This window comes from Amycolatopsis sp. CA-230715 (genome assembly GCF_018736145.1).
In the GTDB taxonomy this organism is placed as follows: Bacteria; Actinomycetota; Actinomycetes; order Mycobacteriales; family Pseudonocardiaceae; genus Amycolatopsis.
In genome coordinates this window covers 7946339-7959801 of record NZ_CP059997.1, presented here as the reverse complement: position 1 = coordinate 7959801, position 13463 = coordinate 7946339, and the positions used below count along the sequence as shown (strand labels likewise).

The following is a 13463-nucleotide window of genomic DNA, read 5'->3' as shown; positions in this document are numbered from 1 at the left end:
CCAGCTCCAGTCCACAAAGGAGGGTTGGCCCGTGAAGAAAAGCCACAGCCCGTGGCTCGTGTTGAGCGTGCTCTGCCTCGGGCAGGCGGTGGCGCTGATGGACACCACCGTGGTCAACGTCGCCATCCCGGCGATGAGCCACAGGCTCGGCGCCGACCTCGACCAGATCCTGTGGGTGGTCAACGGGTACGTCCTCACCTACGCCGTGCTGCTGGTCACCTTCGGCCGCATCGGCGACCTCTACGGGCAGAAGGCGACCTTCCTCGCCGGTCTCGGCGTGTTCACGATCAGCTCGGCGCTGTGCGGGCTCGCCCAGAGCCCGACGCAGCTGATCATCGCGCGGTTGCTGCAGGGCGTCGGCGGCGCGATGCTCACACCGCAGTCGCTCGCGGTGGTGTCGAAGGTCTTCCCCGCGGAAAAGCGCGGCGCCGCACTCGGTGTCTGGGGCGCCTTCGCCGGGGCGTCGGCGGCCATCGGCCCGTCGCTCGGCGGTCTGATCGTCTCGTCGTTCGGCTGGCGGTGGGTGTTCTACATCAACGTGCCGATCGGGCTGGCCGCCATCGTGCTCGGCGCGATCGTCGTACCGGACCTGCGCGGCGAGCAGCGCCGCAAGCTCGACCTGCTCGGCACCGCGGTGCTCACCGCGGGCCTCGCACTGCTCGTGTTCGGGTTCATCGAAGGCCCGCCGCACCGGTGGGGGACGTTGTGGGGCCCGGTTTCGGTGCCCGTGGTGCTGGTGCTCGGCGCGCTCGTGCTCGTTCTGTTCGCGGTGCTGGAAGGCAGGCGGCAGGGGCGGGATCCGCTGGTGCCGTTCGAGATCATCCGCCAGCGCAACTTCGCGCTGATGGCCGTGGTGGTCGTGGCGCTGCCGTGCGGGCTCGGCGCGATGCTGCTGCTGACCAGCATCCACCTGCAGTCCGCGGTCGGCATGAGCCCGGTGGCCGCCGGGCTCACCATCGCCGCCGCGCCGCTGGTGTCCGTCGCGTTCGCGCCCTACGCCGGGCGCTGCATCGACCGGTTCGGCGGCAAGTACGTCATGTTCGCCGGATTCGCCCTCTTCGCGGTGGGGATCGGCTACCTGGCGCTCGCCGCGCGAGGTGACTCGACCTGGCTCGGCATGCTTCCCGGACTCGTCATCGTCGGCATCGGCATGGGCGTGGTGTTTTCGCCACCGGCCGCGATCGCCATGCACGACATCGAACCGTCCATGTCCGGGGCCGCGTCCGGGCTGTTCAACATGATGCGACTCTGCGGCAGCGTGCTGGGTGGCGCGCTCGTCGGCGCGCTGCTGCAGGCCAGGCTGGCGGTGTCGCTCACCGACGCCGCGCAAAGCGCGGCCGCTGTGCTGCCAGCGCCGTACCGCCAGCCGTTCGTCGACGCGTTCGCCACGGCAGCCAGTCCCGATCTGGCTGCCGCGCGCCTCGACACGACCGGCGCGCTCGCGGGCGCACCGCGCTCGCTGCTCGATTCGGCGCGCGGCGCGGCCGTCCGCGAAGGCGTCACGGACGCGGTCCGGTTCAGCTACCTGCTGCCGGTGGCGGTCCTCTTCGCGGGCGCGCTCGGCACCCTCGCCGTGCGCGGCCACACGAAACGCGCGCGCTCCACCGTTCCCGAACTCGCCGCCGACAGCCCCGGCCGCTCCTGACCTCACCGGAGACCACAATGGATTTCAGCCTGTTCTACTTCGCCAACGGCAACACCGCGGACGAGCAGCCGTACCGGCTCCTGCTCGACGGCGCGCGCTTCGCCGACGAGCACGGGTTCGCCGCGGTGTGGACGCCCGAACGGCACTTCCACGAGTTCGGCGGGCAGTATCCGAACCCGGCGGTCACCGGCGCCGCGGTCGCCGCGGTGACCAGCCGCGTCGGCATCCGCGCGGGCAGCGTGGTCGGGCCGCTGCACCACCCGGTGCGGATCGCCGAGGAATGGTCTGTTGTGGACGGTCTGTCCGGCGGGCGGGTCGGTCTTTCCTTCGCCTCCGGCTGGCACGCGGTGGACTTCGTCCTCCGCCCGGAGAACTACGCCGGCCGCCGCGACGTCGTCCGCGACACGATCAAGACCGTGAAACGCCTGTGGCGCGGCGAAACCGTGGAGTTCCCCGACGGCACCGGCGCGCAGGCCGGTGTCCGCGTGTTCCCGTCGCCCGTGCAGGCGGACCTGCCGGTGTGGCTCACCAGCGCGGGCAGCCCGGAAACCTTCCGCGCCGCGGGCGAACTCGGCGTCGGCGTGCTCACCCACCTGCTCGGTCAGGACCTCGACGACCTGGCGAAGAAGATCGCCGAATACCGCCGCGCCTACGCCGAACACCACGGTTCCGGTGGTCATGTGGCGCTGATGCTGCACACGTTCCTCGGCGACGACCGCGAGAAAGTCCGCGAAATCGTGCACGACCCGTTCTGCGCCTACCTGCGCAGCTCGATCGGGCTCATCGCCCGCGCCTCCGGCGACATCATGCCCGACGTCAAACCGGAGGACCTCGATCCCGAGGACGTGGAATTCCTGGTTGAGCACTCGTTCGACCGGTACTTCGACACCGGCGGCCTGTTCGGCACCGTCGACGACGGCATGCGCATGCTGGACCGGCTCTCCGCCGTCGGCATCGACGACCTCGCCTGCCTCATCGATTTCGTGTCCGACACCGATGCCGTCCTCGGCGGCCTCGACCACCTCGCCGCACTACGCGACCGCTGGAAATCCACCGTTCTCCAGCCCCAAAAGACGCTCCCATAGAGGTCGAGGCGGGCCGGGCCGCGGGTGTCGCCGAAGGCTCCTCTTGGGGCGTTGAGCGTCCCGATCTCGGCCCTCGCTGGTGCGCGGGTCAGGGCTGCTCGTGCCCCGAAGGTGGCCTTCGGGGCGCTAGACGCCGCGAACTCACCCCTCGCACCGCACTCCCGCCACCCACGCGAGCCCGCATCGTGCCGTTGGTCCCCGAAGGCCACCTTCGGGGAATCCAGCGCCACTTTTCCGGCCCTCGCGGTATGTGAGCCGGGGCTGTTCATGCCCCGAACGTGGCTTTCGGGGCATCTATGTCCGCGAAAGCCACCTTCGGGGCGAACCGGACTCGCTCGCGCGGTGGCGAATGCCGGTCCCCCAACGAACTCGTCCCGCTCGGTCGCTTCAGCACGGGCCGAGTGACGACGCTTCGTCGTTCTCGCGATCGGGCAGCCTGCGCACCGCGCTGTAGGTGTTCATGACGTGCCCCTCGACCCCGTAGTCCTCGTCGAAGAACCAGCAGTAGGTGGTGCCCGAATTGTTGATCCACGAACTCATCTGATCGTTCCACCGGCCGTTCGACGCCGGATGCTTCGAGCTGACGCACCCCGGGCACACCAGCGTGACGAGGTCGAACGGAACCTCCCTCGGCGCCTCGAAGACGATCGAGTGGCCACTGAAATCGGCGTGCTCGTACAGGCAAACGTAGTTGGGGCTGCAGCCGTCGGCCGGTGCGGCGACGGCAGTAGCCGTGAACGAGGTCCCCACCACGGTGATCGCGGTCAAAAAGGTCAAGGCCTTCGAACGCATCAGGACAACCCCCTCGGTTCGTCGACCCGCGCCACTCGGCCAGGTCGTTGTCCGCCGATATCAGACCCTTCGCACCGCCAGGCGGGCAACCTTTGCGAGAACGCTCGAAACACTTGACACGCCCGTGCCGCCGTTCGGCGGCTGGACCAAAGTAGGGCGTTCCGCTGATTCCCGCCTAAAGTCGGTGCCCCGCAACGGAAACCCGGTCCTACCATCGGTTTCCCCGCGGCCGGATCACTCCCCTCCCCCACCGTCCGCGCGTTTCCTTCGCTGAGTACGAGGAGATGCTCGATGCGGAAGCTGCTCGCCGTAGTTTGTGCTGCCCTGATCACCACGACCGCAGTCGTCGCCGGGGTTTCCCCCGCTTCGGCCGCGCCAGCCGGGGTGGTGCCCGGCTTGACCGGCGACGCCGCGAAGGCGGCCGCCGGACCCGCCGCCGACCGGTTTCTCCAGCTGCGCCGCGAACAAGCGGGAAAGACACCCCGGATCGCCGCGCAGAAGCACACCTTCTGGGGCCCGGAGCCGCAGTTGTCCAGTGGCGCTGACGGCATCGTCGTGACGCACAGCATCACCCCGAACCTGCGGATCTCCAACCAGGCCGACGTCGTGTACGCGCCGACGATGAAGCCGACCGGGCATTCGTGCATCGAGGTCGTGACCGCCTACGGGCTCGGCCAAGGCGCGCAGGTCTGGGCTTGGGACTGGTGCGATTCCGTTTCCCCGGCGAAGGTCGTGCCGATCGACAGCGCGTTCCTCGCCTCCTACACGAGCACCGTGAACGGGCACCCCGCCTATACCGTGCAGGAGATCCGGACCAATTCTTCGGCCAACGGCTGGACCGCCTCGCTCTACAACGTGAAGACCGGTTCGTGGGACACCCTGTTCACGCAGAGCGGGAGCGACCAGAGCAATCTCAACGAGGGCTGGGACATCTTCGAACTCTATTCGACGCGCGATCCCAGCACGGGCAACGCTTACTACTGCGCCGACGCGCGGGGCGCGGTGTTCGAGTCCAGTTCGCTGAAGCTGCGCGTCGGCGGGCAGTGGACGGCGGCGACACCGTCGAACTCGCCGCTGCGGCCCACCGCGAACCCGCGCCCCGCCGACTACGACTGCTCGACGCTGCGCTTCGAAGTCCCCTCGCCGAACAGCAACTGGCGGGTCACCGTCTGAGCGTTGACGCCGCCGCGCGCACCTTGCTACAAGTAGATCAGGGTTCCTGATATCTACGCGAGGTGGCGGATGAGCGCGGCGATCGACAGCGGTGCACGGGCAGAGCCTTGGGGAGAAACGGTCCTGGTCGAATTCGACGAGGGCATCGCCTGGGTGAGCCTGAACCGGCCGGACAAGCGCAACGCGATGAACCCGGCGCTCAACGACGAGATGGTCCGCGTGCTCGACCACCTCGAAGGCGACGAACGGTGCCGGGTGCTCGTGCTCACCGGCACCGGGGAGTCGTTCTCCGCCGGGATGGACCTCAAGGAGTACTTCCGGGAGGTCGACGCGACCGGCAGCACCGCGGTACAGCTCAAGGTGCGGCGCGCGAGCGCGGAATGGCAGTGGAAGCGGCTGTCGAACTGGAGCAAGCCGACCATCGCCATGGTCAACGGCTGGTGCTTCGGCGGGGCGTTCACCCCGCTGGTGGCGTGCGATCTCGCGTTCGCCGACGAGGAAGCGCGGTTCGGGCTGTCGGAGGTGAACTGGGGCATCCCGCCCGGCGGCGTGGTCAGCCGCGCGCTCGCGGCGACGGTCAGCCAGCGGGACGCGCTGTACTTCATCATGACCGGGGAAACCTTCGACGGCCGCACGGCTTCGCGGATGCGGCTGGTCAACGAGGCCGTGCCAGCCGACCGGTTGCGAGCGCGCACCCGGGAGGTCGCGGTGAAACTAGCGTCGATGAACCAGGTCGTGCTGCACTCGGCGAAGGTCGGGTACAAAATCGCCGCGGAGATGCCGTGGGAGCAGGCCGAGGACTACTTGTACGCGAAACTGGACCAGTCCCAGTTCGCCGATCGGGCCGGGGCGCGGGCCAAGGGCCTCTCGCAGTTCCTCGACGACAAGGCATACCGTCCTGGCCTCGGCTCGTTCGACCCGGAGAAGTAGCCCGCGCGAAAGGGCGAAGCCGTTGCGCAACCAAGGTCTGGGCTCGTGGCCAGCCAGGCGAGCCAGGATGTCCCCGTACGCGGTCGCCGTCCGGCACGACGGCCGCGACACCACCTACGCCCAGCTCCACGAGCGCGTGACCCGGTTGGCGCACGGCCTGTCCGCGGCCGGGGTGCGCACCGGCGACCGCGTCGCGTACCTCGGCCCGAACCACCCGGTCTACCTGGAGGCGCTGTTCGCCTGCGGGGTGCTGGGCGCGGTGTTCGTCCCGGTCAACTTCCGGCTCAGCGCACCGGAAATCGACCACGTGCTGACCGACTCCGGTGCCACCGTCCTGATCCACACCGAGGAGCACGGCACCACCGTCGACGGCCTCGCCGCGCGCTTCCTCGCGATCCCAGTGGGCGACGACTACGAGGATTTGCTTGCCACCCCGGGAGACTTCGACACACCGGTGAGCCTCGACGACACGTGCCTGATCATGTACACCTCCGGCAGCACCGGCCGCCCCAAGGGCGCGATGCTGACCCACGGCAACCTGACCTGGAACAGCGTCAACGTCTTGGTGGAGAACGATCTTCACGCCGATGAGCGCGCGTTGTTCGCGGCTCCGCTGTTCCACACCGCCGCATTGGGCATGATCTGCCTGCCCACGCTGCTTAAGGGCGGCACCGTCATCCTGCATTCGACCTTCGACGCCGGTGCGACACTGGAGTCGATCGAACGGGACCGCGTGACGCTCATGTTCGGTGTACCGGCGATGTTCGACGCCATCGCCGCGCACGAACGATGGCCCGACGCGGACCTGTCGAGCGTGCGGACCCTGCTGTGCGGCGGGGCGCCGGTACCGGTCGGCACCATCCGCCGGTACCTCGATCGCGGCCTGAGTTTCGTCCAGGGTTACGGGATGACCGAAACCTCGCCAGGGGCGCTGGTGCTGGACCGCGCGCACGTCCGGTCGAAGATCGGATCGGCCGGGGTGCCGTCGTTCTTCACCGACGTGCGGGTCGTTTCCTCCGACGGCTCGCCCGTTCCTGCCGGTACGCCAGGGGAAGTGATCGTCAGCGGGCCGAACGTCATGCGCGGGTATTGGGGCGAAACCGCTCCGGCGGTGCGCGATGGGTGGTTCTATTCCGGCGATGTGGCCGTGGTCGATGAGGACGGGTACTTCTACATCGTGGATCGGCTCAAGGACATGATCATTTCTGGTGGGGAGAATGTTTATCCTGCCGAGGTGGAGCGTGAGCTGGGCGCGTTTCCCGGGGTCTCCAGGTGCGCGGTCATCGGGGTTCCTGATGAGAAGTGGGGCGAGGTGGGGTTGGCTGTCGTCGTTCTCGAAGCCGGTTCTGTGGTTTGCGAGGACGAGTTGCTTGCTTTCTTGCGCGGTCGACTTGCTGGATACAAGGTTCCTCGGTCTGTCGTGTTCGTCGATTCGTTGCCGGTTACCGGGTCGGGGAAGGTGCGTAAGTCTTTGGTTCGGAAGTTGTATGGTTAGTGTGTTTTCGGGTCCACGGCGAGGGTCTACTGCACGCCTTCGCGGTCCCGATTGTTTTTCATCTTCCATGCCGTTGTGGGCGCGTTGTGGCAGGTAGTCATATTTTGCGTACACGATCGAGTGACGTCAACTTCTTTGCTGGCCAGTAGAATTGTCTTATGACTACCAAATCTGATTCTGTTCAGCGGCGCGTGGCGATTATCCGGTATCAGCAGGCGATGTTGCTGCGGGATATCGCCGATATGGATCACGAGTCGTCGCGAAGATCTACCGTGGGGCAGGTGGCGCTACTGTGTTCCTTGACCCAGAACTCGGCGGAGCGGAAGACGGCGCTCGCTGACGCGTTGACCTCATACTTACCCCAGACCTTGGCGGCGATGGAGAACGGGCTCATCGACGAGTATGCGGCCTCGCGAGTGTTCGAGGCCACCGCATGCGCGTCCCGGGAGGTGGCGTCCGAAGTGGACGCTCGACTGGCGGGGAAGTTCTCGAACCGCAACGCACCCGCACTGCGCGGGATGGTCAACTCACTGCTGATGCGCATCGACCCCGAAGGCTACGAACAACGGCGCAAAGCCAAGGCCGCAGCGCGCAGGCTCGAAATCCGACACGGAGACCACGGATCGTCGACCCTGTTCGCCGAACTACCCTCCGACCGCGCGCAAGCCCTCTACGCCGCCTGCGACCAAGACGCACTCGCGAAAAAACGCCAAGGCGACAAGCGCACCATGGACCAACTCCGCCTCGACGCCCTCGTCGAACGATGCCTCGGCGGCGGCTGTGACGGCAAGCCAAAAGCCCAGATCTTCCTGCACGTGGACCTGCCCACCCTGATGGGATTGCGGAACAATCCCGCGGAGCTTGCCGGGTGCGGTGAGATCTCACCGGAACTCGCGCGGGAGATCGCCTTCGACGCCGACTCGGTCTGGAACCGCATCGTCAGCGAACCGATGTCCAAACTTCCGGTCGACCTCGGCCGGAAGAACTACCGGCCCGCCAAGCGGATGCGCAAGTACCTCCAGGTCGCCTGCCGCACCTGCAGCATGCCCGGGTGCAACCGGCCCGCCCAATACACTGACCTCGACCACGCCACCGCCTGGAAAAACGGCGGCCGCACCGACAAGATCAACCTCCGGCCGCTGTGCCGGGTGCACCACAAACTCCGCGACGAACCCGGCTGGACCTTCACCACCGACCACAATGGACAACTCACCGTCACCACCCCCGACGGACACAGCTACACCGACGAGCCGACCGGATTCGCTTAGCGCCGGGTGGCGGAAAGGTCAGCCAGCGCGGAGATTCCGCGTTGCAGGCCGTCGCGGAACGTGGCTCGCTGGCGCGGGGCAAGACCGTCCAGCAAGGCGCCCTCCAACTCCAGCACAGCGGGCGAGCACTGTGCCAGCAGGTCGGCGCCCTCCTCGGTCAGGTTTGCCAGCAGGACGCGCTTGTTGCCGTCCCTGGCTTCGCGGACGATCAGGCCGCGCTTCTCCAGGGTCAGGACCATCTCATGCATCGTCTGCGGCCGCAGAAACGACCGCCGCGCCAGCTGCGCCGACGAAAGCGGGCCGCTGACCTGCAACACCGTCAGAGCGGTGTACTGCAACGTGGTCAAGCCGAGTTCGCGCAGCGCGTCGTCCATGAGCGCGCGGATCGCCAGTTCCAGCCGCTTCACCAAGTACAGCGTCAGCGGCGTCTCGTCGATGCTCACGATCGCCATGATGTCACCCCGCCCGTTCGAGCCGCGGAAGCTTGTTTGCACCCGAGTGTTCGTGTGCGTATATTCGTAGACGAACAAGGAGGCGTGGGGTGGCGAAACAGCGCAAGGTGGCCAACCTGATGGCACTGGCGGTACTGGCGACCGTCTACCAGCGGCCGATGCACCGCTACGAAATGGCGTCACTCATGCGGGAGCGGGGCAAGGACCAGGACTTGGACCTCAAGATGGGGTCCCTGTACACGGTCGTGCAGAACATGGCGAAGCACGGTTTCCTCGAGGTCGTCGGCAACACGCGGCAGGGCGCGCGGCCCGAGCGCACCGTCTACCGGATCACCGAGGCGGGCAAGCACGAGCTGGCGGACTGGGTGCGGGAACTGGTGTCGACGCCGATGCCGGAGCACACCTCGTTCGCGGCGGGCCTGTCCGTGTTCGCCGCGCTGCCGCCGGGAGAAGTCGCCGACCTGCTGAGCACCAGGCTGGCGGCTTTGAAGGAGTCCATCGCGCGCAAGAAGGACGCACTGGCCGAAGAAACCGAGCAGACCCCCCGGCTGTTCCTGGCCGAACAGGAGTACGGGCTCGCGATGGCCGAGGCGGAAGCGCGCTGGACCGAGTCCCTGCTGACCGAACTCACCGCCGGGACCCACCCGGATCTCGCGTCTTGGCAGGCGTGGCACGAAACCGGTGAAGTGGCGCCGGAATGGGCCGCGCTCGCCGAACGGGGGTCGACCCCCGACCAGTAAGACCAGGCCGGTGACGGTGTTGCAGCACCGCCACCGGCCCTTCCCCGAACCGATGCCCGCGAACGAGCCCGGTCACGAGTGGCACCTCAAGGATAACCGTGTCCTGCTCCTCCGCATCCGCATCGGTGCCGAACCGGTGCGCGAAACGCGCACCCCACCGAGGAGGAACACATGTCCGCAGCAAGAACCGCGCTGGTCATCGGCGGCGGGATCGCGGGGCCCGTCACCGCGACAGCGTTGCGCCGCGCCGGTGTCGACGCGACCGTCTACGAGGCGTACCCGGAACCGTCCGACGGGATCGGCGGCAGTCTCGCGCTGGCACCCAACGGTGTCGCCGCGCTCGGCGCCATCGGCGCGGCCGACGCCGTGCGCGCCATCGCGCTGCCGATCACCCACACCGCCATGTCGATCGGCGGCAAGCGCATCGACCTGCCCGCCCTGACCCGGATCGAACCCCAGCAAGTCGTCCAGCGCGGCGAACTGCACCCCGTGCTACGCGAAGTGGCCGAGGAATCCGGGGTCCGGTTCGAGTACGGCAAGCGCCTGGTCGGTGTCGACGAAAGCCGAAACGGCGTGACCGCGCGGTTCGCCGACGGGAGCAGCGCGACCGCGGACATCCTCGTCGGTGCCGACGGCGTGCGCTCGACGGTGCGGAAGCTCATCGATCCGGACGCACCGGACGCCGACTTCACCGGGATGCTCGGCTTCCAGGGCTACGTCGAACCGGACGTCGAACCGGACGCGGAACTGGCCGCGCTGGAGCCCGGCATGATGACCTTCGCCTTCGGGGAACGGGCCTACTACCTGTACTGGAAGCTGGCCGACGGCAGGATCACCTGGGGTGTCAACCTACCATCGAAGAAGTACCTGTCCACAAAGGAGGCACGCGAGATCCCGGCCGAAGAATGGCTGTGGCAGTTGCGCGAGACCTACGCGGACGATGTGCCCGGCGGCTCCCTCGCCGCCCGCACCACCGCGGAGAACCTGGACATCGTGGGCGCGCTCCACATCATGCCGCCGGTCCCCCACTGGTACCGCGGTCGCATGGTGCTCGTCGGCGACTCCGTGCACGCGCCGTCCAACAGCACCGGGCAGGGCGCGTCGATGGCGATCGAAAGCGCGGTCCAGCTCGCCAGGTGCCTTCGCGACCTGCCGGAGCCGTCGGCGGCGTTCGCGGCCTACGAAGGGCTCCGCCGGGACAGGGTCGAGCGGATCACCCGGCGCGGCGCCAGGACGAACCGCGCCAAGACGCCGGGTCCGATCGGCAGGCGCGTCACGAAAATCGTGATGCCGTTGGCGTTCAAGGTGATCGGCGGGGAGAAAACGCTCGGCCCCGACCTGCGGTACACCATCGACTGGGACGCCCCGGTCCGGTGATCCCGCTTCACCAGCCGACGGGAGTCACCTCCGGTACGTCCATTTCGGACACCGAGCGCAACCGGACGTAGCGGGCCTTCGTCGGCGCGCACGGGATCATCCCCGCCCGCGCGGCGCTCGCCCGCGGGGTCGACCAGGTGGCGCCGTCGAGGGAGAACGACAGCTCGTAGCTTCCACCGGCGCTTCCCCGTGACCGCACTCCCGTCACGGTGCGGGCGGATCCGAGGTCCAACCGGACTTCGCGGGCGGCCCCGGCGGCGGAGCGGACCACCGTGCTCGACAGGTCGCGGGAGCCGATGGCCGGGTCCGTGATGCTTTCGGTGCCGGTCTCCAGGTGCCCGGCGAACCGGCGGGTGAACCCGTCGGCGGTGTCCGCGGTCGCGGTGAGGTCGTACCAGCCCCCGAGCGCGCCCCCGGTGTCGAAAGAGTCCGATGTGGACTTACCGGGGGCGAGCTCGTACCGCCACGGCCCGCCAGCGGAGTTGTTGGTGGTGACCGTGATCGCGCACGCCTTGCCGCCGTCGTTCCGCATGGCGAGCGAAACGGCCCCGGTTTCCGGGGCATAGGTCAGCGTCACTTCGGGATTCGCGTTGCCACCGCTGGTGGCGGTGATCCGGTTCCCGGTGAAGCGGCGGACGAACCCGTTCGGCCCCAGCACGTTCAGGTCGTAGGCGCCGTCGGGACTGCCCGCCTTCCAGTAGTCCGAAAGGGACTTCCCCTTCTCGACCGTGTACCGCCACGGCCCGTCGGATCGGAAGGCCTTCGCGTAGACGTAGAAGTGCGCACCGGCGGAACCCCGGTTCGCGAAGTCGAGCAACAACTGCTCCGGCGTGACCCTCGCCGAAACCGCGAGGTCGTAGGGCACCGGGCGGGCCGTGCGGACACCGGGTTCCTGCACCGGCATCCGCTGGTCCGACGGCGGTTTGGGATCGGTGCTGTCCGGCCCGGAGGTCGGCACCGGCTCCGGGAGATCCGGATAGCTGCCGGTGGAACCGAAGTCGAGCGCGCTCGTGAGGTCCCCGCAGACGGTGCGGCGCCACGGTGAGATGTTCGGTTCCGCCACGCCCGTCCAGGTCTCCAGCAGCTGGAGCACCGAGGTGTGGTCGAAGACCTGCGAACAGACCTTGCCGCCCCGGCTCCACGGCGACACGACGATCATCGGCACCCGGTTGCCGAGCCCGATCGGGATGCCGTCGGCCATCTCCACCGCGAAGTCCACAGTGGACTTACCGTCGTCGCTCGTGACCGGCGGGACCGGCGGCGGGACGTGGTCGAAGAAGCCGTCGTTCTCGTCGTAGGTCAGCAGGAACAGGGACTTGTTCCACACCGACACGTCGGAGGCCAGCGCGTCGAGGATGTCCTTGACCAGGTCCGCGCCCGTGTTCGGGCCCCATTGCGGGTGCTCGCACTGCTTCTCCGGCGCCACGATCCAGGAAACGGCGGGCAGCCGTCCGGCCGCGACGTCGGCGCGGAACGACGGGGCGAGTTGCCCTGGCGCCACCCTGGCCAGCGCCCGGTCGTAGATCCGGCGTTCGGCCTCGGTCAGCGTCTTCACGCCCTGGTCGAGCTGCGCGAGCAGAGTCTTCCGCTTCTCGGCGTCCGCCGCCAGCACGTCGTAGTAGAAGTATTCGAGCTTGGTGTACCCGGCGGCGGTCTTCGCGAGCGCCTTCCTGCCGACGGCCATGATCGAGGTGAAGTAGTCGAGCGAGTTGTCGCCGTAGTTGTCCCATTCCTGGTACACCTGCCAAGACTTCCCCGCCGCCTCCAGCCGTTCGGCGTAGGTCTTCCACGAGTAGCCGGGGTGCTTCGGGTTCTGCCAGGAATCGTTGCCCACCGCGCGTTTGCCGGTCAGCGGTTCGTCGCCGAGCATGCCGGTGAACAGGTAGAACCGGTTCGGGTTGGTCGGCCCGAGCTCGGAGCAGTGGTAGGCGTCGCAGAGGGTGAACGCGTCGGCCAGTGCGTGGTAGAAGGGCAGCGAGTCGCGGTCGAGATAGGTCATGGTCCTGGTGGACTTCTGCTTGACCCAGTCGTCGTACCGGCCGTTGTGCCACGCCGCGTGCCCGGTTTCGCGGTCGTGCGGCGTCCCCGTCATGAACTGGTCGTCGACGCGGTACGGCAGGACGTAGGACGATCCGTTCGGCTGGCGGAACACCGAGTCGCCACCGGGCAGGGTGATCGCCGCCGGATCGCTGAACCCGCGGGTCCCGCGGTAGGTGCCGAAGTAGTGGTCGAAGGCGCGGTTCTCCTGCATGAAGATCACCACGTGCTCGATGCCGTCGAGACCGCCCTCCGGCATGGCCAAGGCCAGCGCGTCGCGCACGCTCACCGGGAGGAGCGCGACCCCGGACAGCGCCGCGGCGCCCTTCAAGAGGTCACGTCGCTTCATGGCGCCTCCAAGGCTTCGGATCGAGGGTTCGCCGCATCGTTGGCCCACTGCCGTTCGAAAGTCAATCCGTTCGAGCGCAAACGCCTACGAAGGTCGTACGTTCACACAATCACCTTGCCC

11 protein-coding genes are annotated in these 13463 nt (G+C 67.9%); 8 read left to right on the top strand and 3 right to left on the bottom strand.

Going from position 1 to position 13463, the window contains the following annotated elements:
• Positions 1-31 precede the first annotated feature (31 nt).
• Positions 32-1645: an MFS transporter gene (locus HUW46_RS37645; RefSeq protein ID WP_215543470.1), complete on the top strand. Its 1614-nt coding sequence runs from the start codon at positions 32-34 to the stop codon at positions 1643-1645.
• Positions 1646-1662: 17 nt separating this feature from the next.
• The gene (locus HUW46_RS37640) at positions 1663-2730 is read left to right on the top strand and encodes a MupA/Atu3671 family FMN-dependent luciferase-like monooxygenase (RefSeq protein WP_215543469.1); all 1068 of its coding nucleotides are present in this window, start codon (positions 1663-1665) and stop codon (positions 2728-2730) included.
• A gap of 387 nt (positions 2731-3117) precedes the next feature.
• Here HUW46_RS37640 and HUW46_RS37635 read toward each other — a convergent pair whose 3' ends face one another.
• Positions 3118-3522: a peptidase inhibitor family I36 protein gene (locus HUW46_RS37635; RefSeq protein ID WP_215543468.1), complete on the bottom strand. Its 405-nt coding sequence runs from the start codon at positions 3520-3522 to the stop codon at positions 3118-3120.
• A gap of 291 nt (positions 3523-3813) precedes the next feature.
• On the opposite strand from HUW46_RS37635, the gene HUW46_RS37630 reads away from it, so the two are divergent.
• From HUW46_RS37630 to HUW46_RS37615, 4 genes are all read left to right on the top strand, one after another.
• Positions 3814-4695, top strand: a complete 882-nt coding sequence (locus HUW46_RS37630; protein WP_215543467.1) for a carbohydrate-binding protein — start codon at positions 3814-3816, stop codon at positions 4693-4695.
• 69 nt (positions 4696-4764) lie between these two features.
• Complete coding sequence (locus HUW46_RS37625; RefSeq protein ID WP_215543466.1) at positions 4765-5625, top strand: p-hydroxycinnamoyl CoA hydratase/lyase; 861 nt, start codon at positions 4765-4767, stop codon at positions 5623-5625.
• A 22-nt stretch (positions 5626-5647) separates the two neighbouring features.
• On the top strand, positions 5648-7120 hold the full coding sequence (locus tag HUW46_RS37620; RefSeq protein WP_215543465.1) for an acyl-CoA synthetase: 1473 nt from the start codon (positions 5648-5650) through the stop codon (positions 7118-7120).
• A 158-nt stretch (positions 7121-7278) separates the two neighbouring features.
• A complete protein-coding gene (locus HUW46_RS37615; RefSeq protein WP_215543464.1) occupies positions 7279-8388 on the top strand; it encodes an HNH endonuclease signature motif containing protein in 1110 nt (369 codons plus the stop codon).
• On the opposite strand, the gene HUW46_RS37610 is transcribed toward HUW46_RS37615, so the two are convergent.
• Positions 8385-8825: a MarR family winged helix-turn-helix transcriptional regulator gene (locus tag HUW46_RS37610; protein ID WP_442861006.1), complete on the bottom strand. Its 441-nt coding sequence runs from the start codon at positions 8823-8825 to the stop codon at positions 8385-8387. The two genes, HUW46_RS37615 and HUW46_RS37610, sit on opposite strands and share 4 nt — an antisense overlap.
• A gap of 104 nt (positions 8826-8929) precedes the next feature.
• On the opposite strand from HUW46_RS37610, the gene HUW46_RS37605 reads away from it, so the two are divergent.
• Positions 8930-9580, top strand: coding sequence for a PadR family transcriptional regulator (locus HUW46_RS37605; RefSeq protein WP_254125287.1), 651 nt, complete (start codon positions 8930-8932; stop codon positions 9578-9580).
• A gap of 171 nt (positions 9581-9751) precedes the next feature.
• Positions 9752-10957: an FAD-dependent oxidoreductase gene (locus HUW46_RS37600; RefSeq protein ID WP_215543462.1), complete on the top strand. Its 1206-nt coding sequence runs from the start codon at positions 9752-9754 to the stop codon at positions 10955-10957.
• Between the two features lie 7 nt (positions 10958-10964).
• Here HUW46_RS37600 and HUW46_RS37595 read toward each other — a convergent pair whose 3' ends face one another.
• A complete protein-coding gene (locus tag HUW46_RS37595) occupies positions 10965-13343 on the bottom strand; it encodes a phosphocholine-specific phospholipase C (protein ID WP_215543461.1) in 2379 nt (792 codons plus the stop codon).
• Positions 13344-13463 lie beyond the last annotated feature (120 nt).